This window comes from Microbispora hainanensis (assembly GCF_006874475.1).
In the GTDB taxonomy this organism is placed as follows: Bacteria; Actinomycetota; Actinomycetes; order Streptosporangiales; family Streptosporangiaceae; genus Microbispora; species Microbispora hainanensis.
This window is the reverse complement of record NZ_VIRM01000004.1, coordinates 206,204-227,321: the sequence shown is the minus strand read 5'-3', so window position 1 is coordinate 227,321 and position 21,118 is coordinate 206,204. Positions and strand designations below refer to the sequence as shown.

General features: G+C 71.3%; 21 protein-coding genes and 4 tRNA genes. 10 read left to right on the top strand and 15 right to left on the bottom strand.

The features are described from left to right. Positions 1–56: 56 nt before the first annotated feature. Positions 57–251, bottom strand: a complete 195-nt coding sequence (locus tag FLX08_RS05340; protein WP_142617045.1) for a hypothetical protein — start codon at positions 249–251, stop codon at positions 57–59. 402 nt (positions 252–653) lie between these two features. Next, positions 654–1,514, bottom strand: coding sequence for a class I SAM-dependent methyltransferase (locus FLX08_RS05335; protein WP_208761270.1), 861 nt, complete (start codon positions 1,512–1,514; stop codon positions 654–656). Between the two features lie 601 nt (positions 1,515–2,115). Between FLX08_RS05335 and FLX08_RS05325 the strand changes: the two genes are divergently transcribed. Then, positions 2,116–3,465: an MFS transporter gene (locus tag FLX08_RS05325; protein WP_208761269.1), complete on the top strand. Its 1,350-nt coding sequence runs from the start codon at positions 2,116–2,118 to the stop codon at positions 3,463–3,465. A gap of 950 nt (positions 3,466–4,415) precedes the next feature. On the opposite strand, the gene FLX08_RS05315 is transcribed toward FLX08_RS05325, so the two are convergent. Together FLX08_RS05315 and FLX08_RS05310 are read right to left on the bottom strand one after the other, a co-directional pair. Next, positions 4,416–4,649, bottom strand: a complete 234-nt coding sequence (locus tag FLX08_RS05315) for a hypothetical protein (protein ID WP_142617044.1) — start codon at positions 4,647–4,649, stop codon at positions 4,416–4,418. An 11-nt stretch (positions 4,650–4,660) separates the two neighbouring features. Beyond that, positions 4,661–4,948: a DUF6247 family protein gene (locus FLX08_RS05310; RefSeq protein ID WP_142617043.1), complete on the bottom strand. Its 288-nt coding sequence runs from the start codon at positions 4,946–4,948 to the stop codon at positions 4,661–4,663. A 415-nt stretch (positions 4,949–5,363) separates the two neighbouring features. On the opposite strand from FLX08_RS05310, the gene FLX08_RS05305 reads away from it, so the two are divergent. Then, the gene (locus tag FLX08_RS05305; protein WP_142617042.1) at positions 5,364–5,900 is read left to right on the top strand and encodes a GNAT family N-acetyltransferase; all 537 of its coding nucleotides are present in this window, start codon (positions 5,364–5,366) and stop codon (positions 5,898–5,900) included. A gap of 222 nt (positions 5,901–6,122) precedes the next feature. Here FLX08_RS05305 and FLX08_RS05300 read toward each other — a convergent pair. Continuing rightward, positions 6,123–6,194 (bottom strand) — tRNA-Val (locus tag FLX08_RS05300). A gap of 465 nt (positions 6,195–6,659) precedes the next feature. Between FLX08_RS05300 and FLX08_RS05295 the strand changes: the two genes are divergently transcribed. Then, positions 6,660–7,076, top strand: coding sequence for an SsgA family sporulation/cell division regulator (locus FLX08_RS05295; RefSeq protein WP_036329836.1), 417 nt, complete (start codon positions 6,660–6,662; stop codon positions 7,074–7,076). A gap of 5 nt (positions 7,077–7,081) precedes the next feature. Here FLX08_RS05295 and FLX08_RS05290 read toward each other — a convergent pair whose 3' ends face one another. Next, a complete protein-coding gene (locus FLX08_RS05290; protein ID WP_142617041.1) occupies positions 7,082–7,717 on the bottom strand; it encodes a DUF305 domain-containing protein in 636 nt (211 codons plus the stop codon). A 41-nt stretch (positions 7,718–7,758) separates the two neighbouring features. Here FLX08_RS05290 and FLX08_RS05285 point away from each other — a divergent pair, with 41 nt between their 5' ends. After that, positions 7,759–9,138 carry an LVIVD repeat-containing protein gene (locus FLX08_RS05285; protein WP_244312429.1) on the top strand — a complete coding sequence of 460 codons (1,380 nt, stop codon included), beginning with the start codon at positions 7,759–7,761 and terminating at the stop codon, positions 9,136–9,138. Positions 9,139–9,142: 4 nt separating this feature from the next. Here the strand turns inward: FLX08_RS05285 and FLX08_RS05280 are convergent, their stop codons facing one another. From FLX08_RS05280 to FLX08_RS05270, 3 genes are all read right to left on the bottom strand, one after another. Beyond that, on the bottom strand, positions 9,143–9,973 hold the full coding sequence (locus FLX08_RS05280) for an aminotransferase class IV (RefSeq protein ID WP_142617039.1): 831 nt from the start codon (positions 9,971–9,973) through the stop codon (positions 9,143–9,145). A gap of 15 nt (positions 9,974–9,988) precedes the next feature. Beyond that, a complete protein-coding gene (locus FLX08_RS05275) occupies positions 9,989–11,014 on the bottom strand; it encodes a chorismate-binding protein (RefSeq protein WP_142617038.1) in 1,026 nt (341 codons plus the stop codon). A gap of 120 nt (positions 11,015–11,134) precedes the next feature. After that, the gene (locus FLX08_RS05270) at positions 11,135–12,022 is read right to left on the bottom strand and encodes a LysR family transcriptional regulator (RefSeq protein WP_142617037.1); all 888 of its coding nucleotides are present in this window, start codon (positions 12,020–12,022) and stop codon (positions 11,135–11,137) included. Positions 12,023–12,076: 54 nt separating this feature from the next. Here FLX08_RS05270 and FLX08_RS05265 point away from each other — a divergent pair, with 54 nt between their 5' ends. Continuing rightward, positions 12,077–12,967 carry an NAD(P)-dependent oxidoreductase gene (locus tag FLX08_RS05265; protein ID WP_341874311.1) on the top strand — a complete coding sequence of 297 codons (891 nt, stop codon included), beginning with the start codon at positions 12,077–12,079 and terminating at the stop codon, positions 12,965–12,967. 116 nt (positions 12,968–13,083) lie between these two features. Here the strand turns inward: FLX08_RS05265 and hutH are convergent, their stop codons facing one another. Together hutH and FLX08_RS05255 are read right to left on the bottom strand one after the other, a co-directional pair. Next, the gene (gene hutH, locus FLX08_RS05260) at positions 13,084–14,631 is read right to left on the bottom strand and encodes a histidine ammonia-lyase (RefSeq protein WP_142617035.1); all 1,548 of its coding nucleotides are present in this window, start codon (positions 14,629–14,631) and stop codon (positions 13,084–13,086) included. A gap of 61 nt (positions 14,632–14,692) precedes the next feature. Next, positions 14,693–15,553 (bottom strand): ArsR/SmtB family transcription factor, encoded by an 861-nt coding sequence (locus FLX08_RS05255; RefSeq protein ID WP_142617034.1) that lies wholly within the window; start codon positions 15,551–15,553, stop codon positions 14,693–14,695. A gap of 149 nt (positions 15,554–15,702) precedes the next feature. On the opposite strand from FLX08_RS05255, the gene FLX08_RS05250 reads away from it, so the two are divergent. From FLX08_RS05250 to FLX08_RS05235, 4 genes are all read left to right on the top strand, one after another. Beyond that, positions 15,703–15,774, top strand: a tRNA-Gly gene (locus tag FLX08_RS05250). 28 nt (positions 15,775–15,802) lie between these two features. Further along, a tRNA-Cys gene (locus FLX08_RS05245) sits at positions 15,803–15,873 on the top strand. Positions 15,874–15,887: 14 nt separating this feature from the next. Beyond that, positions 15,888–15,962, top strand: a tRNA-Val gene (locus FLX08_RS05240). Between the two features lie 173 nt (positions 15,963–16,135). Then, positions 16,136–16,594, top strand: a complete 459-nt coding sequence (locus FLX08_RS05235; RefSeq protein ID WP_142617033.1) for a DUF5990 family protein — start codon at positions 16,136–16,138, stop codon at positions 16,592–16,594. Positions 16,595–16,616: 22 nt separating this feature from the next. Here the strand turns inward: FLX08_RS05235 and FLX08_RS05230 are convergent, their stop codons facing one another. The 3 genes from FLX08_RS05230 to FLX08_RS05220 all read right to left on the bottom strand — a co-directional run bounded on the left by FLX08_RS05230 (position 16,617) and on the right by FLX08_RS05220 (position 18,488). After that, positions 16,617–16,850, bottom strand: a complete 234-nt coding sequence (locus FLX08_RS05230) for a hypothetical protein (protein WP_142617032.1) — start codon at positions 16,848–16,850, stop codon at positions 16,617–16,619. A gap of 104 nt (positions 16,851–16,954) precedes the next feature. Continuing rightward, positions 16,955–17,719: a nucleotidyltransferase domain-containing protein gene (locus tag FLX08_RS05225; protein WP_142617031.1), complete on the bottom strand. Its 765-nt coding sequence runs from the start codon at positions 17,717–17,719 to the stop codon at positions 16,955–16,957. A gap of 73 nt (positions 17,720–17,792) precedes the next feature. Then, the gene (locus FLX08_RS05220; protein WP_244312427.1) at positions 17,793–18,488 is read right to left on the bottom strand and encodes a nucleotidyltransferase domain-containing protein; all 696 of its coding nucleotides are present in this window, start codon (positions 18,486–18,488) and stop codon (positions 17,793–17,795) included. Between the two features lie 43 nt (positions 18,489–18,531). Here FLX08_RS05220 and FLX08_RS05215 point away from each other — a divergent pair, with 43 nt between their 5' ends. Continuing rightward, positions 18,532–20,040 carry an LLM class flavin-dependent oxidoreductase gene (locus tag FLX08_RS05215; protein WP_142617030.1) on the top strand — a complete coding sequence of 503 codons (1,509 nt, stop codon included), beginning with the start codon at positions 18,532–18,534 and terminating at the stop codon, positions 20,038–20,040. A 58-nt stretch (positions 20,041–20,098) separates the two neighbouring features. Here the strand turns inward: FLX08_RS05215 and FLX08_RS05210 are convergent, their stop codons facing one another. Beyond that, positions 20,099–21,088 carry a cytochrome P450 gene (locus tag FLX08_RS05210; RefSeq protein ID WP_142617029.1) on the bottom strand — a complete coding sequence of 330 codons (990 nt, stop codon included), beginning with the start codon at positions 21,086–21,088 and terminating at the stop codon, positions 20,099–20,101. Between the last annotated feature and the right edge of the window lie 30 nt (positions 21,089–21,118).

Genomic DNA, 21,118 nt, shown 5'->3' with positions numbered 1-21,118 from the left:
AGCACGAAGGCCGCGGTCCAACGGACCGGGGCCTCGTCTCGACTGAGATCGAGGGATCAGCGGACGTAGACGGGCGAGGTCATCGCGACCATCGCCGCGTCGTACGGGCACAGGTTCGCGCCGACGTCGATCGGTGGCCAGTGCTCGCTCGATCCGACGAAGTTCAGGTCGTGCTTATCGCGCCCAGACCCGAAGTAGTCGGCGGGTCGCGAGCCGGGCCATCCGTCGGAATAGCCGCTGTGCTCGTGCAACGCGCCGATGAGCTCGCGCTCGTGGGGCGCCTTGATTCGGGGCGTTGTGACGGCCTGAGGTGTCGTGACGACCGAGGCCTTCTCGGTCTGAGCGTCGTCCGCCGAGCCGGACGTTGCGAGAGCGGGGGTCGCGGCGCCTATGGGCGCGGATGCGCATTTCGTGCTTCTCCGTCTGTTGGGTAGGAACGCCCGCCTCCGAGGAGAGGCGGACACGTTCCACCCGTCATGCGGGCGATGACCGCCGGGTGGCCTGGACCTGAACGTCGTGCGAGGCCTTGTCTCATGGAGTTGCGCCGGTGGCGGCTGACTCGTCATGGTCAGGAAGTGCTGGAGTACGCGGAGCCGGACAGCATGCGCCAGAGCTCTACCGACGCCACATGTGGGGGCCGGCCTTCATCGTGCTCAGTGCGCCGCGCGCACCGCCGAGACCAGTCCGCCGGCGCCCTCGTCAAGCTGCGACGGGGTGAGCATCGGACGCCCGTAGACCTCGGCGCGCTCACGCAGGGTGAAGGTCTCCGCCTCCCAGCCGAGGCCGTCCAGCCAGCCGACCGGGTCTTCCGGCATCTCCCAGACCCACATCGACGCCGCCGATCCCGGAGTGGTGTCCCCGCCGAAGCGTTCGAGCACACCGCGCGAGCCCAGTGTCAGGCCCATCCTGCTGCCTGCGGCGGACAGCGCGCCGACCCGTTCGAGCAGCGACTGCACCGCGTCCTCGGGCAGATAGATCAGCAGTCCCTCGGCGATCCACACCGTCGGCTGCGCCGGATCGTGCCCGGCCGCGGCCAAGGCGCCGGGCCAGTCCTCATGCAGGTCGACCGAGACGATGATCCGCTCGCAGCGCGGAACGGCCCGCTCCTGACGCAGCACCGACGCCTTGAAGTCCAGCGGTTCGGCTGTGTCGACCTCGAACAGCCGGGTCCCCTCAGGCCATTCCATCCGGAAGGCCCTGCTGTCCATCCCGGCTCCGAGCAGCACGACCTGCCGGACGCCGGACGCGACCGCCCGCTCCAGCAGGTCGTCGAGGAACTTCGTCCGAATGACGATCGAGAAGGCTACACCGAGGCGGCGGCGCTGCGCCGCCTCGTCCGCGCGCGGGGGCGGCGGCGCCCCAGGGTCTCTCCCACCGGCCATGGCGAAGGCCTGCGCCAGCGGGTCGCGGAACAGCGGCTGCTCGCGTGCCGTCTCCATCGCCCTCACCCGGGCCACGCCCACGGCTGTGGCCCACACCCCAGACGGCTCGACCCGTCCCGCCGCATCAGTCACGCGTTCAGCCTAGCCAGCACAAAAACCCGAGCGTAGATCAGCGATCGACGCGTCCCTCCGCCTGGGCACCTTCCAAGGGAACGACGTCGTCGAGCACTCAGACGGCTCTTCTGGTTCACCGGACAGCCGGCGTCGGTGATCGTGATGTTGACGCCGAACCCGCTGCCCCACGATGTGTCCGTTTACCTCACCGCGCAGGGGATGGCCGAGGGCGTCCAGTTCGTCGTCATGGCCCGGCGCCCTGCTCCGCGAGCCTGGCCTGGTCGCGCGCATGCGCTGGGGTGCCGCCGCCCGGTCACTGTGCGTCCACTGCAAGAAGTGCATGCCGATGATCTACACCGGCACCCACTGCGTCCTCTCCTGAGGCAAGGTCCCGTCCGAGGGCCTCTCCGCAGACGCGAGGCCGCGGGCGCCGGGGGTGCTCGTGTCGGGGGCACCGGTGCCACTGTCCCCCTCTCCAGCCGACGCGGGCCACCTCCAGAGGAAGCCTGGTCAAACCTTCTCCGGGTGTGATCCGCGCCATATTTCGGTCCGATCGGAATCCTTCTCTCGGCTCACGGTGTTGCCATTCCGGACAATTGCCCCAAAGAAGGACAAAGAAGTGCCCTTGCCTGCGGCGACGCTGCGCTCTTTTCGCCATCACAACTACCGCCTCTGGGCAGGAGCAGACCTGGTCTCGGTCACTGGCACCTGGATGCAGGTGCTGGGGGTCAACTGGCTGATCCTCTCGGCCACCGGATCCGCGACCAGCGTGGGCCTCAGCCTGGTCCTCCAGGCCGCGCCCACGCTCCTGCTGGGGCTGTGGGGCGGCTCCCTGGCCGACCGGCTCCCCGCCCGCCCGGTCGTGCTCGCCACGCAGGTGGCTCAGGCGGCGCTCGCCGCTCTCCTCGCGCTCGCCGCCGCGGGCGCCCCCGGCTCGCTGGCACCGGTGTACGCCATCGTGTTCGCGAGCGGCGTCGTGAACGCCATCGGCGGCCCGGCCCTCGGCAGATTCGGGGCCGAGGTGGTCCCCGCGCGGGACCTGCCGAACACCTTCGCGCTGGGATCGATCATCAATTCGGCCGGCCGCATCCTCGGCATGAGCCTGGCCGGGGCCCTTCTCCCACTCACCGGCACGGCCGGCTTGTTCCTCGTCAACGCCCTGAGCTTCGCCGCCGTCATCGTGGCCGTCCTCGCCATGCGTGCCTCCGAGATGCACCGGCTCCTGCGCTCCGAGACGGACCGGGGCGGGGTGCGCGCCGGCCTGTCGTACGTGCTTCGCACGCCCTGGCTCGTGGTGCTGCTGGCGCTCGCGCTGATTCTGGGCAGCCTGGGCCGCAACTACCAGGTCACCATGGCGGCGATGAGCTCCGGACCGCTGGCCGCCGGCGCCGGAGGATACGGGCTGCTGTCGACGATCTTCGCGATCGGCACGGTGATCGGCGGGGTGATCGCCGCCGGACGTCCCCGCCTCACGGTGGCCCTGCTGCTCGTCACCGCGCTACTGACCGGCGTGGGCCAGAGCGTCAGCGGCTTCATGCCCGGCCTGGCCGCCTTCGGCGTGCTCATGCTGCCGATCGCCGCCGGCGCTGTGATCATCGACACCACCCTCGCGACCCGCGCCCAGCTGGACAGCCCCGACCACATGCGCGGCCGGGTCATCGCCGTCCAGGGCGTGGTCAGCGCGGGCGCGGGGGCCATCGGCGGGCCGCTTCTCGGCCTGCTCTGCGACATCGTGGGCCCCCGCGTGACTTTGCAGGTCACCGGTGTCGTGGTGGTCCTGGCCACCGTGGCCGCCGGGCTCGCCCTGGCCCGGCTGCGCGGGCGCGCGCCGGCCCGGCCCGCACTCGCGCATGCGGCTCCCCTCCAGTTGCCGCCCGCGCCTGAGCCGCCCGGCCGGGAGCCCGCCCAGCAGCGTGTCCCCGCCGGTGTGGCGTCCGGTTCGGCCGAGCAGGCGCCTGCGCTGGCATGATCCGTCCGCCCTGGCCGTCTCCCCGACCGAGCGCCGCCCCTGCGCCCTGCACCCGCACGCGCGGCCGGTCGTACGACGTGTGACCCCTCATTCGCTGGGCTGGCCGCGTCGGGCTTCCCGGCCGGCCTACGCCATCCTCGACGGCACGCTCACTCCGGTAGAGCGCGGCTGGCGTCGATGACCACTCCCGCTACTGCGTGATCGTTAAGGCGTTGCCGAGGGCCACCAGACGTGCGGTCTGCCTGGCCTTCGTCGAGGCCCTGCGCGTTCGGGGCGCCGGGTGAGGTGCTCTTCGATATTCAAATCGATCAACTTATGTAGTCCCCAGAAGGCCAATCAGGCTGCGCCTGTCGAGGCCCTCCATCTCGATCCCGTCGTAGATCCGTGCCTCACTGGGCGAGCCGGTGGGTCCCCCTGCCTGTGCTCCATGCCGTCACCCCGCCGGAGGCGAAGAAGGATCTCAGCCGTCTGCGGCGCGTACGTGTGGTCGCGGTGGCCGGCGTCGTGCTCGTCGCTTTGAGCCCTCGGCAGGAGCGGGTGCGGCCCCGGCGGCACGCATCCTCGGGCACGAGCGGATCACGACGCACGCACTCCTCACGCACCGCTACGGCAGTCTGCCCCCGATCTGCCCCTGAGACCGGACATTCCCCCTGGCCGCTGCGACGAAGTCCCGGGCCGGTGTCAAAGCTTTGGACAGCGAAAAGGCCCGCTGGAGAGGCGGTCTCCAACGGGCCTTGATCGCGTGGGCGATACTGGGATCGACCCAGTGAGCTCTTCGGTGTGAAGCACATCCACCAGATCGTCGACATGCCCGGACACGGCTGCTGACCTGGACCGATTGGCCGTGGACGTCCGTCTCCGTCTGTGGGCGTCCAGGGTCGTTGTCACTCAGCTCGTCACCCCGATGGCGGACCACCGGGCACAACACCGGCCTCCCGCTGAGTCTCGCGTTACCCTGCCCATGTCACATTGAAGATCGTGATGAGCTCGTCGGCATCGTCCACTTTGAAGTACATGACACCGAGATCCCCGAATGCGGTCATGCGGAATTCCGGCTCGTCCTTGTAGAGGGCACGCGCGTCCCAAGGTTCTTCCACAAGATCCGCCGTTCGTGAAATCAGAGCATCGAGCGCCTCCACCGGGAGCCCCTTCATCTGAGACAACGCCGCCACGTGTAGCTCCACGCGGTAGCTCATCAGCGATCGGCCCAACCAGGAAAGGCATCCTCCATTGAGACGAACTCGTCGCGGCGATTCTCCCGAACCGCTCGCTCGGCACGGGCGAAGTCCGGATTGGACACCGCGGCCGCGTGTAGCCGCCACACATGCAACAATTCACGAAGTTGCTGGAATCGCCATACTTCGTGGGCTGCATCCAACGCGCTGTGGTACTCGTTGAGGAACTGCTCGTGCCACCGCTCCGGCAGCACACGCAAGATCTCCGCAGGGTCGTCGTCGGCGTGATGTACCGGCTCGGCAGTCATGCCATCAGGCTACCCTCCGCAGCTTGGAGCACCCCGAAGGTTCCACCACATCGATCAACTCATGTAGCCCCCCGCAGAAGGACGCTCGTCCTTCGGCTGTTGAGCCCTCCTCCTCCTCGATCCCGATGCTTGGATCGTGCCTAGCGGGGCGAGCCGGTGGGTCCCCCTGCCTGTGCTCGATGCCGTCACCCCGCCGGAGGCGAAGAAAGATCTCACGCGGGCAGGACCGGCCCGAAGAGGCCACATGCGCGGCCGCGTCCGGACGCGCCGCACCAACGTCGCCCGGCACGGGCGGCGGTTTGAACCGTGAGGCAACCTGTGACTACGCCCGGCTGCCCCCGTGCTTCCGTCCCCAGGTCGCTCGTCGGCCGCCTATGGCTCTGTTAGCGCCCCGGTCCACCTGTAGGTTTCGGTGGTGATCGAACTACATGTCCTGAACGAGGACGATTGGGCGACTTGGCGCGAGCTGCGGCTCGCTGCGCTGGCCGAGGCGCCGCAGGCGTTCGGCTCGACGTTGTCGGAGTGGCAGGGAGAAGGCGACCGCGAGGAACGCTGGCGGGCGCGCCTGGCGATGCCCGGTTCCCACAATGTCATCGCCACGATCGACGACCGTCCGGTTGGAATGGTCACCGGCATTCCGGCCGAGACAGCCGACGAAGCAGAGTTGATCTCCTTCTGGGTGAGTCCCTCGGTTCGCGGTGAGGGAGTGGGAGGCCTGTTGATCGGAGAGGTCGAGCGGTGGGCCGTGTGTGATCGGGCGGCTAGGACGTTGCGGTTGTCCGTGATGCCGGATAACAGTCGGGCCATCGCCCTGTACGAACGCCACGGCTTCAAGGACACCGGAGAGTCGGGGGACCTGCTGCGTGACGGCGTGGGCAGGAAGCAGGTCATGGCGAAGGCGCTGACGGGCAGAGGAGAGGGCCCTTCGGCAATCACCGCTGACCAGCTCTGAGTCCTCTGCAGGAGCGGGCACGCGCCCCCGGCGGCACGCATCCTCGGGCACGAGCGGATCGCTACGCACGCACCCCTCACGCACCGCTACGGCGGTCTGCTCCCGAAACCGGACAGTCATCCCGCCGCCGATCTCCGAGGCGAGGAGGACCGGAGCCGGTATCAAAGCTTTGGACAGCGAAAAGGCCCGTTGGAGACGTGTCTCCGACGGGCCTTGATCGTGTGGGCGATACTGGGATCGAACCAGTGACCTCTTCGGTGTGAACGAAGCGCTCTCCCGCTGAGCTAATCGCCCGGGTTCGTCTGCGCCTTGCGGCGCCGACGGGGAAAACCATACCGCACTCGAGGGGGTGATGGCGAAAGCGCGGACCGGCCGGCCCGATCGTCCCGCCTTCGTCAACACCTTCGAAAGGTTCGCCAGAGCGTCCCCGGCGTGGGGGTGTGGTGTCATAGCATCGTGATGCTCCATGCTCGACCTATACGCACGACCTGAGATCATTCGCCCGCAATGGCATCGCCGACGCGGCCCCGCCGACACGCAAAGCAGAGGTAAGGACAAGCCTGTTGGTGATGTTTGAGCTGGTAGATGACCGAATGTCAAGCTGTGATCTGCGTTACAGAAGGGCCTGGAGGCGGAATCTTTCCTACGGGTCTCTTCGTTCGTCTCGTAGCACGAGCGCCCGGCGAGGCCCGACCGCACAGTGAAGACGCAGTGAAAGCCCCTGACAGGGGACCCGACGACGAAAAGGTTTGGCTGACGATGAACAGCACCACCGTCTCTGCCGAGCTAGGCCTTCGGCTTGTGGTCCCCGACCGTACGACCGTCCCCCTGCTCGCCGGCCTGAGTTATACGGCAGAGGATCCGTACGCCATCCGGATGGCCTTCCACGTGGGGAATGACGAGCCGGTCGAGTGGATCTTCGCCCGCGAGCTGCTTACCGTGGGCATCGTGCGGCGCGTGGGTGACGGCGACGTCCAGGTGTGGCCGGCCCGCTCGGACGGCGAGCGGACGCTCAACATCAGCCTCACCTCGCCCTTCGGCCAGGCCCTGTTCGAGGTGCCCCTGGCCCCTCTCACCGAGTTCCTGCATCGGACCTACGAGCTCGTCCCCGCCGGTCGTGAGACCGACTTCATGGACCTGGACGAGGAGCTCACCAACATGCTCTGGAGTTCCTAGAACGACTAGCCCAGCCTCCGCTGGATCCCCCGCATCCGGGCGATCTCGATCTGCTGGCCGGTGACGACGTCCTGGGCCATCGTCCGCATGGCCCGGTCGCGTCCCCGGCGCAGTTCCTGCGCCGCCATGCTCACCGCTCCCTCGTGGTGCCGGATCATCAGCGTGAGGAACAGTTTGTCGAAGTCGCGCCCGCGTGCCGTACGCAGCCGGTTGAGCTCCTCCTCACCTGCCATTCCATAGCCGCCCGGTCCGTGGTCGTGCGCGGGCGGCGCGGTGCGGCCCAGGCCCCGCAGCCACGACTCCATCACGGCGATCTCCGGGCGCTGCCCGTCCACCACGCGTTCGGCCACCGCCGTCACCAGCGGGTCGCCGGCCCGCGCCGCGGCCAGCGCCGCCATCTCCAGCGCCTGCCGATGATGCGGGATCATCGCCTCGGCGAACCGTACGTCGGCCGCCACAGGCCCCGCCTGCGCCGGTGAACGGGCCGGCGCGGCCCCGGACTGCCCGGGGGCGCCCGGGACGATCACGGGGGCGTCGGCGTGCGCCGGTGGAGCGGCTTCGGACGAGCAGGCGGCCAGCACCGGCGCAACTGCCAGCCCAACCGTTACCAATCCGGTCCACAGCGGCCGCGGGCTCGACATAGCTTCCATAGTGGGCGATGATCCACCGACATGGGGGCGACGTGAGCAGACCGAGGCTGAAGGCCGCGCTGGCGGCGTCCGCCCTCCTCCTGGCGGCGGCCTGCTCCTCCGGCGAATCCGCGCCGTCCCCGGAGGCCGCTGCGACCGGCGTTCCGGGCCAGGACGAGATCCGGCACAGCCCCAACATGACGCTGGTCGCCAACGTCCCCCTGGCGGCGCCGTTCGACGGCCCGGAGGACTGGGGCACCGACATGGCCTTCCAGGGCCGCTACGCGTTCGTGGGCAACTACAAGGGCTTCACGGTGCACGACATCGGCGACCCCGCACACCCCAAGACCGTCGCGAGGGTCGAGTGCCCCGGCGGGCAGAACGACGTCTCGGTCTCCGGCGACCTGCTGTTCCTGTCGGTGGACGAGCCCCGTACGGACGACACCTGCGCGAGCCAGGCCGGAGACCCGGCGGACTCCGGAGAATGGGAGGGCATCCGCGTCTTCGACATCTCCGACAAGACCCACCCGCGCTACCTGAAGTCCGTACGCACCGAGTGCGGCTCCCACACGCACGCCATCGTGCCGGGGAAGGACGCCGGGACGCTCTACCTGTACGTCTCCTCCCCCGGCCCGGAGCCGGACACGACGAACTGTGCGCCGCCCCATCAGAACATCTCGATCGTCGAGGTCCCCGTCGCCGATCCCGGGAAGGCGCGGGTCGTGGCCAAGCCGGAGCTGTTCGCGGGCAGGCCGGACAGCGATGACGTGGCGGGCGGCTGCCACGACATCACCGTCTATCCGGAGAAGAAGCTGGCCGCGGGCGCGTGCTTCGGCGACGGTGTGTTGCTGGACATCTCCGACCCGGTGCACCCCACGCTGCTGCAGTCCGTACGCGACGAGAAGAACTTCTCCATCTGGCACTCGGCCACGTTCAACAACGACGGCACGAAGGTGGTCTTCAGCGACGAGCTGGGCGGCGGGATGGCCGCCACCTGCCTGCCCTCGATCAGCGCGACCAAGGGCGCGGACGCGATCTACGCGCTGACGCCGGAGCGCACGCTCGTCCGGCAGGGCTATTTCAAGATCCCCCGGGCCCAGAGCGACAAGGAGAACTGCGTGGCCCACAACGGCGCGCTGGTGCCCGTGCCGGGCCGCGACGTGATGGTGCAGGGCTGGTACATGGGCGGAGTCTCGGTCTGGGACTTCACCGACTCCGCCCACCCGCGGGAGATCGCCTACTTCGAGCGCGGGCCGCTGGCGCCGGATCTGCATCTCGGCGGCTCATGGTCGGCCTACTACTACAACGGCTACATCTACTCCAGCGACATCACCAAGGGCCTCGACGTGCTGCGTCTGGACGATCCCCGCACCGATCCCGCCAAGGCCGTACGCCTCGACGAGCTCAACGCCCAGAGTCAGCGCTCCTACTGACCGATCACGGGTCGAGGTCGGAGGCCGAACGCTCGGCGAAGACCTTCATGGCCGCCAGCGTGACCGGTCCGGGCGCCTGCGGCAGCGCCTTCCCGTCCACGGCCCTGATCGGCTGGATGTCGCGGGTCGTGGAGGTGAGGAAGGCCTCCTCGGCCTCGTACAGCGCCGAGATCGGCACGTCGGCCTCCTCGCCGCCGCACCATTCGAGGGTGAGCGCGCGGGTGATGCCGGCCAGGCAGCCGGAGGAGAGCGTCGGGGTGATCAGGCGCCCGCCGGTGACGATGAAGATGTTACTTCCGGTGCCCTCGCACAGGTTCCCGGCGAGGTTCTCGAAGATCGCCTCGGCGCCGCCGCGCTCCTTGGCGTACGCCAGGGCCTTGGCGTTGTCGCCGTAGGAGGTGCTCTTGACGCCGGCCAGCGCGCCGCGCTCGTTGCGGGGCCAGGGAACGACGGTGACGTCGGCGGTGGCGGGGAAGGGCGCCTGCTCGCCCACGATGACGATGGCGTTCGTGCCGGCCGCCCCCCGGTCGGAGCCGAGCGGGCCAGGGCCGCTGGTGTAGGTGATCCTGATGCGCGCCAGCGGCCACTTCGGCGCGGCCGCCAGGCAGCGGCGCACGCCGTCGGCGATCGCGGCGAGATCGGGCTCGGGCAGGTCCATGCGCTTGGCCGACAGCGCCAGCCGGTCGAGGTGGCGGGTCAGCGCGAAGGACTCCCCGTTCACCGCCTTGACCGTCTCGAACACGCCGTCGCCGACCATCAGCCCGTGGTCGTACACCGAGACCACGGCCTTGTCGGGCTCGTACAGCTCCCCGTTCACCCAGATGGGTACAGACATCTCCTGCTCCGTTCCTTACCGACGTCGCGGCCCGTCCTCGGACCGTCCTCCGGAAGCGAGGCCGATGAGCCGGGCGGCCTTGAGCTCGGTTTCGTGCCATTCCCTCCCGGGGTCGGAGCCCCAGGTGATGCCCGCGCCCGTACCGAACCGGATCGTGTCGTGCTCGATCCAGAAGGTGCGGATGCCGACCGCCAGCGCCCCCTCGCGCCGGTCGGCGTCGACCCAGCCCACGGCCCCACAGTACGGCCCGCGGGGCTCCGGTTCGAGCTCGTTGATGATCCGCAGCGCCGACGACTTCGGCGCTCCGGTCACCGATCCCGGAGGGAAGGTGGCGGCGAACAGCTCCGGCCAGCCGGCGTCGCCGTCCAGCCGCGCCCGCACCGTGGACACCAGGTGCACGAGCCCGGGGTGCTCCTCGACCGCGAACAGCGAGGGCACGGTCACAGAGCCTACCTCCGCCACGCGACCGAGGTCGTTGCGAACCAGGTCGACGATCATGAGGTTTTCCGCGTAGTCCTTGTCGAGGAGATCGTCCGCCGTCACGCCGGTGCCCTTGATCGGCCGGGACTCGATCACCTCGCCGTGCCTGGACAGGTACAGCTCCGGCGAGGCCGACACGACCGTCAGCCCCGGCACGTCCACGACGGCCGCGTACGGGGCCGGGTTGCCCTCGGCCAGCCGTACGGCGAGGGCAAGGGGGTCCACGTCCGGCGAGGGCAGCGGCGCGGACAGGACGCGGCAGAGGTTGGCCTGGTAGACCTCTCCCCGCTCGATGTAGTCCCTGATCCGCTGGACGCCCCGCTCGTATCCCTCCCGGTCGAGGGACGTGGCCCAGGCGTCGCGGCCGGGGCCCCGCCACGGGCCGCGCGGCCGGGGCAGCGGAGCGCGCCGCACGTCGTCGAACCGGGCGCAGACGACCTTCCCCTCGTACGACACCACCACCGCCCACCAGCCGGAGCCGTCGAGGGCGGCCAGATCGGTGGTCACCTCCCGCAGGCCGGTGGCCAGGTGACCCCCGATATGGGCGAATGCGTCGTACACGTGTCCATTCTCGCGCCCCCGGGCCGTCCCGTGCGCGGCCGGCCGGAGCCGTCAATCGGACGGCCCGGCCCACGCCCTACGCGGACGCCGTACGCGGACGCCGTACGCGGACGCCGTCGCTCAGGCCGCGCGGCGGGCCAGCAGGCCGAGCAGCGCGCGGGCGGCGGGCAGCGGAGCCGTGCGCGGCAGGGCGGCATACACGGTGCGGCGCGGCGCGAGCTCGCCGAGCGACCGCAGCGCCACGTCCCCGCGTACGGCGGGCGCGGCCATGGCGGGCACCAGCGTGACACCGAGCCCGGCGGCCACGTAGCCGAGCTTGCCGGTCCACTCCCCGATCCGCAGGTCGACCCTGGGGGCGAAGCCGGCCCGGGCGCAGGCGGCGCCGAGCATGGTCACGGTGCCGGGAGGAGCGCCCTCGATCCAGCTCTCGTCGCGCAGGTCGCGCAGGTCCACCCGCTCGCTCCCGGCCAGCGGGTGATCGGCGGGGAGGGCGACGAGCAGCTCGTCCTCCAGCAGGCGGGTGACCTCGACCTCGGGACCCGCCCCGAGCCCGGAGGGGTAGTCGCTCACGACCGCGATGTCGATCTCCGCGCGGCCGAGCCCGTCCATGAGCGCGGTGCTCAGGCCTTCCACCATGCTGACCGACACCTCCGGGCGGGAGGCTCGCAGCTCGCGCAGGGCGGCGGGGACCAGCACGGCGTTGGCCGTGGCGAACGCGCCGACCCGCAGCCGCCCGCCGCTGCCCTGGTGGATGGCGGCGAGCTCCTCCCCCGCCCGGCCGAGCCGTTCCAGCACCTCCCGGGCGTAGCGGTGCAGCGTCCGGCCCGCGGGCGTCAGCCGCACGCCCCGCGGCAGCCGTGCGAACAGCGGACCGCCCGCCTGGGCCTCCAGGGACGCGATGCGCCGGGACACGGCCGACTGGGTGTAGTTGAGCTGTATCGCGGCGGCCGTGAACGATCCCGTACGGGCCACGACGTCGAGCAGCACAAGCGCGTCGGTGTCGAACATGCTCCGATCCATGAGGGAGGGGAATGGTCGCCATGCAATCTAGTCGCTGGTGGAATGGTTTTTTCCTCCAATAGTGTCCAGGACATGATTGCTTTTCTTGGTTTGGGGCGTATGGGTGTCCCGATGGCCGGTCGCCTCGTCGCGGCCGGTCACAAGGTGACCGTGTGGAACCGTACGCCACGGGACGTGCCGGGCGCTGAGGCGGCCCCCTCTGCCGCGGAGGCCGCCGCAGCAGCGGACATCGTGATCACCATGCTGAGCGATCCGGACGCGGTGTCCGAGGTCGTGCGGGCGGCGCTGCCGGGGCTGCGGCCGGGGTCGGTGCTGGTGGAGATGTCCACGATCGGCCCCGACGCGGTGCGGAGCCTGAGCGGCCTGCTGCCCGAGGGCGTGGGCCTGGTCGACGCCCCCGTGCTCGGCAGCGTGGGCCCGGCCGCCGAGGGAACGCTGGTCGTGCTCGCCGGGGGCCGCCCAGAGGACCTCGCCCGGGTGTCGGACGTGCTGCGCGTCTTCGGGACGGTCCACGAGGCGGGCGGGCCGGGATCGGGCGCCGCGACCAAGCTCGCCGTGATGAGCGCGCTGGTGACCGCCCAGGTGGGGCTGGCGGAGACGATGGCGTACGCGGACGAGCTCGGAGTCGGCCGCACCGCGCTCCTCGACGTCCTCGGGGCGACGCCGCTGGCCGGGCTCGCGGAGCGGCTGCGGCCGGTGGCCGAGTCCGGCCCCTTCGAGACCCGGTACGCCCTCGGCCTGGCCGCCAAGGACCTGCGGCTCGCCACCGAGGGGCCGGGGAGACACCAGACGGTGACCGCCGCCGCCCGTGACCTGCTCGCGGGGGCGGTCGCGGCCGGGCTGGCGGGGCACGACCTCACCGCCGTCGTCCCGTTCGCGGCGTCCCGGGCGACGGAAGCCCCCGCCGGATCCCGCACATCAGGACGTTCCTGACCGACATGGACCGACATGGACCGACATGGACCGACATGGACCGGCTGCGCCTCTGAGGCGTCGATCTGGGGGCTCAGACCAGGCGGACTCGGTCCAGGAGACCTAGCGCAGGAGACTCAGTCCAGGGGGCCGACGGCGGACTCGGCGGCGGTGACCACGGCGCCGCTTTCCACGAGCCGGACGACCGCCTCGATCTCCGGCGCGAGGAAGCGGTCCTGCCCCGGCCCGGCGACGGACTCCCGCAGGGTCGCCACGACCGCGCCGGTGCCCGGCGCGGGCGCGTGCGGCGCGCGCAGGTCGAGCGCCCTGGCGGCGGTCAGCAGCTCGATCGCGAGCACGCGGGTGAGGCCGTCGACGGCGCGGCGCAGCTTGCGGCCCGCCGACCAGCCCATCGAGACGTGGTCCTCCTGCATCGCGGAGCTCGGGATCGAGTCCACGCTGGCCGGCACCGCCAGCCGCTTGAGCTCGGACACGATCGCCGCCTGGGTGTACTGCGCGATCATGTGCCCGGAGTCCACCCCCGGATCGTCGGCGAGGAACGCCGGAAGGCCGTGGCTGCGCGCCACGTCCAGCATGCGGTCGGTGCGCCGCTCGGCGATCGACGCGAGGTCGGCCACCGCGATGGCCAGGAAGTCCAGGACGTACGCCACCGGGGCGCCGTGGAAGTTGCCGTTGGACTCCACGCGCCCGTCGGCGAGCACGACGGGGTTGTCGATGGCGCTGGCGATCTCGCGGGCCGCGACGGCGGACGCGTGCGCGAGGGTGTCCCTGGCGGCGCCGGCGACCTGGGGGGCGCAGCGCAGGGAGTAGGCGTCCTGCACCCGGGTGCAGGAGCCGTCGCGGTGGGAGGCCATGACGCCCGAGCCGGCGAGCAGCGTCCGCATGTTGGCCGCCGCCAGGGCCTGACCGGGATGGGGCCGCAGCGCCTGCAGGTCGGCCGCGAAGACGTAGTCGGTGCCGAGCAGCGCCTCCACGCTCATCGCGGCGCTGATGTCGGCGGTGGTGAGGAGCCGCGACAGGTCGTGCAGCGCGAGCACCAGCATGCCGAGCATGCCGTCGGTGCCGTTGATCAGCGCCAGCCCCTCCTTGGCGGCCAGCTCGACGGGCTCGACGCCGTGTTCCTTGAGCGCCTCCGCGGCGGGCCGCAGGCGTCCCTCGGCGTCCCTCACGACACCCTCGCCCATGATCGTCAGCGCGACGTGGGAGAGCGGGGCGAGGTCGCCCGAGCAGCCGAGGCTGCCGTACTCGTGGACGACCGGGGTGAGCCGGGCGTTCAGCAGGGACTCCAGCACCCGGGCCGTGGCCGGGCGCACACCGGTGTGGCCGGTGGCGAGCGTGCGCAGGCGCAGCAGCATCATGGCCCGCACCACCTCGGTCTCCACCTCTGGCCCGGAGCCGGCCGCGTGGGAACGGATGAGGCTGCGCTGGAGCTGGGCGCGCAGCGAGGGGTCGATGTGGCGGGTGGCGAGGGCGCCGAAACCGGTGGAGACGCCGTAGGCCGGGGTGTCGGACTCCGCGAGTTCCTCCACCCGCCCGCGCGAGGCGGCCATCTCGGCGATCGCGTCGCCGGTCAGACGGACCTGTGCGCCGTGCCTCGCGACCCGGACCACGTCGTCGAAGGCGAGGGGTCCCGGGCCGACGGCCACGACCTCGTTGTCGCGCATGTCCCACTCTTTCACGTCGTGCCGCTCGCGCCCTCTGCGCGTGGCGAGTAACTAGCGTATCTCAGCTTAGGTCCTTACATCCAAAGATCCTCTCCAGTCCCTCCCGCCCCGCGCCGGTCAGCCGCAGAGCGCGGGGAACAGTGCCCCGGACCAGCCATTCCCGCGCCAGGAGCCGGTCCAGCACCGCGGCGCCGAGCGCCCCGCCGAGGTGCGGGCGGCGCTCCAGCCAGTCGAGGCAGTCGGGGGCGAACCTGCGGCGGGCGCGGCGCACCCGCTCCACGTCCACGCCGAGCTCCGCCAGCGCGTCCGCGCCGCTCGCGGTCAGCAGGCAGCCGCCGTCCGCCTCGATCAGACGCCCCTCGCGCACCAGCGCGTCGTACAGTTCGACCCCCACCCGGCCGGCCAGGTGGTCGTAGCAGCTACGGGCCTCCCGCAGCAGCCGGGCCTGCCGCGACTGCCGCAGGGACCGTACGGCGACGCGCCCGCTGATCCGGGCCAGCACCTCCAGGGTGCGGGCGACGTCGGGACCGGCGAGACGGTAGTAGCGATGCCGTCCCTGCTTGACCACGGTCACCAGGCCGCCGTCGAGGAGCCGGGCCAGGTGGGAGCTCGCGGTGGGGGCGCTCACCCCCGCGATGGTGGCCAGCTCCCCCGCCGCCAGCGCCCTGCCGTCGAGCAGCGCGGTGAGCATGGCGGCCCGGGTGGCATCCGCGATCAGGGCCGCGACGGGGGCGATGTCGGCGTCCCCCGCGACCTCGGCGGTCCCCCCGATCTCCTCGCCTGCCGCGATCCCGGCGTTCGGCGCGACTCCGGCACTCCCTGCGATCTCGGCGTTCCGTGCGATCTCGGCCGTGCCGGGCTCCGGCGCGGCCCCGGCGGCGCCGAGGACGGCGGCGTGTGTGCGGTCATGTGTCACGGACATGCTTCGACGCTAACGCGGAGACGGTTCGACCGGGCTCGAAGCATCGGCCCGAACTCGCGGCCTGAGCAGGGGGAACGCCGTTGATTTGGGGAGTCGGCGGGAGATTCGATAAAGTCTTCCCGTGAGCCCGGCCGGACAGAGCCGGGGACGCGGAAGTGGCTCAGTGGTAGAGCATCACCTTGCCAAGGTGAGGGTCGCGGGTTCGAATCCCGTCTTCCGCTCGGAGCTTGACACTGTGCAGCTTGTCACGGTGGAGTGGCCGAGAGGCGAGGCAGCGGCCTGCAAAGCCGCGTACACGGGTTCAAATCCCGTCTCCACCTCTTGGTTCGTCCAAGGGCGATTAGCTCAGCGGGAGAGCGCTTCCCTGACACGGAAGAGGTCACTGGTTCAATCCCAGTATCGCCCACCACCAAGCACCATCCGAAGGCCGGACCCGAGACCACGGGACCGGCCTTCTTCGCGCTGCGGCCACCCCTCGCCGACCGGTCAGGGCCCGGTTCGAACGGCAGGGCACGATCAAGAGCCGGACCTCGTCCGGCGAGGACGGCGGATTCTGTCGGAGCCGTCTGTGAGGATGCCGGCATGCGCATTCGCATCGAGGCCACCGATCTGCCCGGCCGCGTCTGCCCGCCCGGCGCGGGGTTCCCGGGATACTCCGGCATCCACGTGGGCGTGCAGCGGCGAGACCGCCCTGGCGAGGTCCTCGATCTCCACCCGGGTGACGCCGCGACGGCGCAGTGGACGCTCGACTGCACGGTGTCCGCGACCGCCGAGGGCGCGGCGGACATCCGCGGGCCGTACGTCCAGGGCAGGCCGGGCGGCCGGTTCGTCTACCTGTGCTGGGGCACGCTCGACGCGGCCGGCGGCTTCACGGTGTTCCGCCGGGCCAAGCTCATGCTCGACCGGCTCGAACCGGATCTCATCGAGGCCGCGATCGGCTCCGGCACGCTGGTCGGGCGGCTCGGGCTCACCGACGCGCAGGGGCGTCCCCTGTGCGCGGCCGTCCGGCCGCCCGTCATCGCCTGGTCGCCCGCGCCGTAGCGGGGCGCGGCCGGCGAGCCGATCAGTCGGCCCGGGCGGAGAGCTCGTCGAAGAGCTCCAGCGCGGCCTGCCGGACGTCGTCGGGCGAGATGCCGTTCAGTGTGCTGCGGGCCTGGGCGGCGTCGCGGGTGGTGGCGAAGGTGATCGCGACGGACTTGGCGGCGGCGTGGCGCAGAGATCCGGTGGGCGCGCTGTCGGCGACTGCCTCCGCGCTCGCGGCCAGGTCGAGGTTGTCTTTGCCGAATTGAGTGGTCAAAGCGTTCTCCTGGGATGATGGCGGCTTGGCCCATTATCCGTGATGGCCCCCGTGTATGGGGCGGCACCCCGCGTTGTTCGCGTGTCCGCGTCCTGTTTCACCGTTCAGTCCCCCGATGGGCGTCCGGCGAGCCGGGTCCGTACGACGAGGTCGTGCAGGGCGTCGTGGGCCGAGGGGGCGTCCGGGAGCGCGGAGGCGTCCCGGGCCTCCTCCAGGCGGGCGGTGAGCGCGTCGAGGTCGGCCGCGAGCCGTTCCGCGGCGGGCGCGCCGCCCGTCAGCCCGCCGTGCTCGGCCGCCCGCTTGGCCTCCACCAGGCCGGGCAGGTACGGCGGCCCGTCGTCGAGAAGCGTGAGATCGGCGACGAGCTCGCCCGTACGCATGAGGTGGACGCCCGTCAGCAGCACCCGGAACGCGTAGAGCAGCGGCTTCAGCTCCCCCGTACGGTCGAACAGCCGCCGCTGCGTGCGCGCGAACCCCAGGTAGTGGTGGGCGTGGTGCCGGGTCAGGCAGCCCCGCGCGAGGGCCCGCATCTCCTCGTGCAGCGGGGATGTGGTCACGACCAGCGGCGACAGGAGCTGCTCCAGCACGTAGCCGTTGCGGCCCAGCAGCAGCCGGCAGAACTTGGCGAGGTCGTGGGTCACGAGGTCGACCTCCACGCCCTCGCGGATCCACGAGCGGGTCACGGTCTCCTCACCCGTGCGCAGGCCGACGACCTCCTCGGCCGGCAGCACGTGCACGCCCCGCAGGTCCACGTCCGAGTCCACGGAGGGGAACCCGTACAGATGGGCACCGCTCACGGTGGCGAACACGAGCGGGTGCCGCTCACCCGCGGCCACCTCCGGCAGCCAGGACGGCAGGACGGCGGTCACGGCGCCTCTCCTTCGATCACGGTCATGGAGCGGGCCTCCGCGACGCCAGGAGTCGTCCGCGCGACGCCACGAGTCACAGGGCCGACCTCCGCACCTCGGTCAGGAACTCCTCGACAGCCGCCCTGTCGGGCCGTACGGGCAGCGCGCGTCCGGCCGGTTCGTCCAGCTCGGCGAGCAGCCGCGCACGCCACGCCAGCACCTCGGGCCAGGGCGTCTCCCCCCGCCGTACGGCGAGCAGCCGGTCGCGGTGGGCCCCCACCGCGATCAGCGGCTCCCCCTGACGGGCCAGGTGGACGGCGCCCAGCAGCAGCCGGATCATGTGCATCGCCATCTTCCACCGCCTGCCGTCGCCGCCCGGCCCGGGCGGGTCATGCGGCCCAAGACGGCGGAACTGCCGTTCGGCCGATCCCGCGAACGCCCGCTGCGCCTTCGCGGACAGGAACGCCGGGCGCAGCGCAAGCAGCCGCTCGCCCACCGGGGTGACCAGCTCCACCAGCGGCGACCACAGACACTCCAGCACGACCGGGTTGCCCTCCAGCGCGAGTACGCAGAACCGCTCGACCTCCCACGAGAACTGCTCGGGCAGCGGCCCCTCCACGTGGTCGGGCGGCTTGTCGAGCCACCAGAACATCGGGGTGGGCGTCACGAACACCCCCCGCCTGTCGACGTCCGACTCCTCGGTGTCCAGCCCGTACGCGCGCGAGCCGATGACGACCGACAGGACGGTGCCACCGGGGGCGGTGAGGGACATATCGCCGGATCTTGTCACGAAGGTAGGCTCCCGGTCCGAGACGCGGAAAGGTAGCGATTTAATGGCCGACTTTGGACATGAGCTGTGGTTCGGGGCGTTCCTCACGCCCGACGCGGCGGGGCACCACCGAATCGTCCGGCAGGCCGTGCTGGCCGACGATATCGGGCTCGACATCGTCGGCATCCAGGACCACCCCTACCAGCCGGCGTTCCTCGACACCTGGACGCTGCTGTCCACGCTCGCGGGGCGCACCGAGCGGGTGCGGCTGTTCCCCGACGTGGTGAACCTGCCGTTGCGCCCGCCGGCGGTGCTCGCCAGGGCCGCCGCGTCGCTCGACATCCTGAGCGGAGGCCGGGTCGAGCTGGGCCTCGGCTCCGGGGCGTTCTGGGACGGCATCGCCGCCATGGGCGGCCCCCGACGCAGCCCCGGCGAGGCCGTGGACGCGCTGGAGGAGGCCATCACGGTCCTGCGCGCGCTGTGGACGCCGGGCGACGAGGGCGTACGGCTCGACGGCGGGCACTACCGGCTGGAGGGCGCCCGCCCGGGGCCGTTCCCCCCGCATCCGATCGGGCTGTGGCTCGGCGCGTACAAGCGGCGCATGCTGGAGCTGACCGGGCGGCTCGGCGACGGGTGGGTGCCCTCCTCCGGCTATGCCGCGCCCGGCGAGCTGGGCGCGATGAGCGAGATCGTGGACACCGCGGCCGATCGGGCCGGGCGCGACCCCGGTGAGATCCGCCGCGTCTACAACATCGCCGGCCGGTTCTCCGGCGCCGCCGGTGAGGGGTTCCTGGACGGCCCGCCGGCCGTGTGGGCCGAGCAGCTCAGCGAGCTCGCGCTCGGCCACGGCATGAGCGTGTTCGTGCTGGCCGTGGACGACGACAGGGACCTCAAGGTCTTCGCCGAGGAGGTCGCCCCCGCCGTACGCGACGCAGTGGCGCGGGAGCGCGCCCGCGAGCCGCGGCCGGACGCCGAGGGCCCGATCGGGATCGCGAAGGCGGCCCAGGCGGAGGGGACGCAGACGAGGGCGGTGCTCGACGAGGCCACCCGGCCGCGGCTGCCCAAGCGGGACATCGCCGCGCTGCCGCCGCGCCAGCAGGCGAACGGTCAGCGGCTCGTGCTCATCCACGACCACCTGCGCCGGGAGCTGACCCAGATCAGGGACGCCCTGGAGCAGGTCGCCGCGGGACGCTCCGACGCCGCCGCGCTCCGCTCGATGATCAACGAGCTCACCATGCGGCAGAACTACTGGACGCTCGGCACGTTCTGCGCGTCGTACTGCCGTCTGCTGACCACCCACCACACCATCGAGGACGAGCACATGTTCCCGATGCTGGCGGCGGCGCAGAAGTCGCTGGCGCCGGTCGTGGCCCGGCTTGAGGAGGAGCACGAGGTCATCGCCGGGGTGCTGACCCGGCTGGACGCCGCCCTCGTCGCGATGATCGAGGACCCGGACCGGCTCGACGGCGTACGCGACCAGGTCGAGCTGCTGTCCGACGTACTGCTGTCGCACCTGCGCTACGAGGAGGAGGAGCTCGTGGAGCCCATCGCCCGCCTCAACCTCGACATCTGACGGACGCCGGACCGGCCGGGCTTCGGACGGGCTTCGGACGGGCCGGGTGCGGCGCGGTTCAGCCGGCCTTGACCAGCAGCCGGCGCGGCCGGTGGATCAAGCCGTCGTCGGTCCACCGCACGCCCGGAAGATCCTCCTGCGGGCGCAGCCGCGGCAGCCGCGTGACCAGGGCGCGGAACGCCTCCTGCAGCTCCATCCTGGCCAGGTTCGCCCCAAGGCAGTAGTGGGGGCCGTGGCCGAACGCCAGGTGCGGATCGGGCGTGGACTCCGCGAATCTCCGGATGTCGAAACGCCACGGGTCGTCGAAAACCGAGGGATCGTGGTTGGCCGCCGCCGGGTTGGGCAGCACGACGGTCCCCGCCGGCACGGTGCCGCCGGACAGCTCGACGTCCTCCGTCACGAGCCGGAGCAGACCGTTGCCTCCCGGACCCTCATGCCGCAGGATCTCCTCCACTGCGGCCTCCAGCAGCTCGGGGCGCACGGTCAGCTCCGCGTACTGCCCGGGGTGACACAGCAGGCGGAACGCGCCCCGGATGATCATCGAGGCGGTCGTCTCGTGCCCCGCCATGATCAGTGTGAAGACCATGTGGGTCAGCTCGTCCTCGCTCAGCGCGTCCTGCCCGTCGCGCGCCGAGATGAGCAGGTCGATGAGGTCGTCGCCCGGCCTGGTCCGGTGCTCCGCGACCAGGTCCCGCGCGTACGCCATGAACGCGGTGAACCCCTCCGCCCTGGCTTCCGCGCTCGCCTCGGAGGTGGACAGGAACATCTCCGTCCAGCCGCGGAACTGCTCGAACCGGTCCATCGGCACGCCGAGCACCTCGCAGATCACCCGGGCGGGCAGCGGCAAGGCGAAGTCGGCGACCACGTCGAACTCCTCCCCCGCCGCGTCGAGCAACTCCGCGGCGATGGCCACCGCGCGGGGCCGCCAGCGCTCGATCTGCCGGGGAGTGAACGTGCTCTGCATGATGCGCCGATAGCGGGTGTGCTCGGGCGCGTCCTGGTTGATCAGAGCCGCCGGGTCGTCGTCCAGGCTCGTGCCGCCGACCATCCTGGGCAGGCTCGGCGCCCGCAGGTTGCG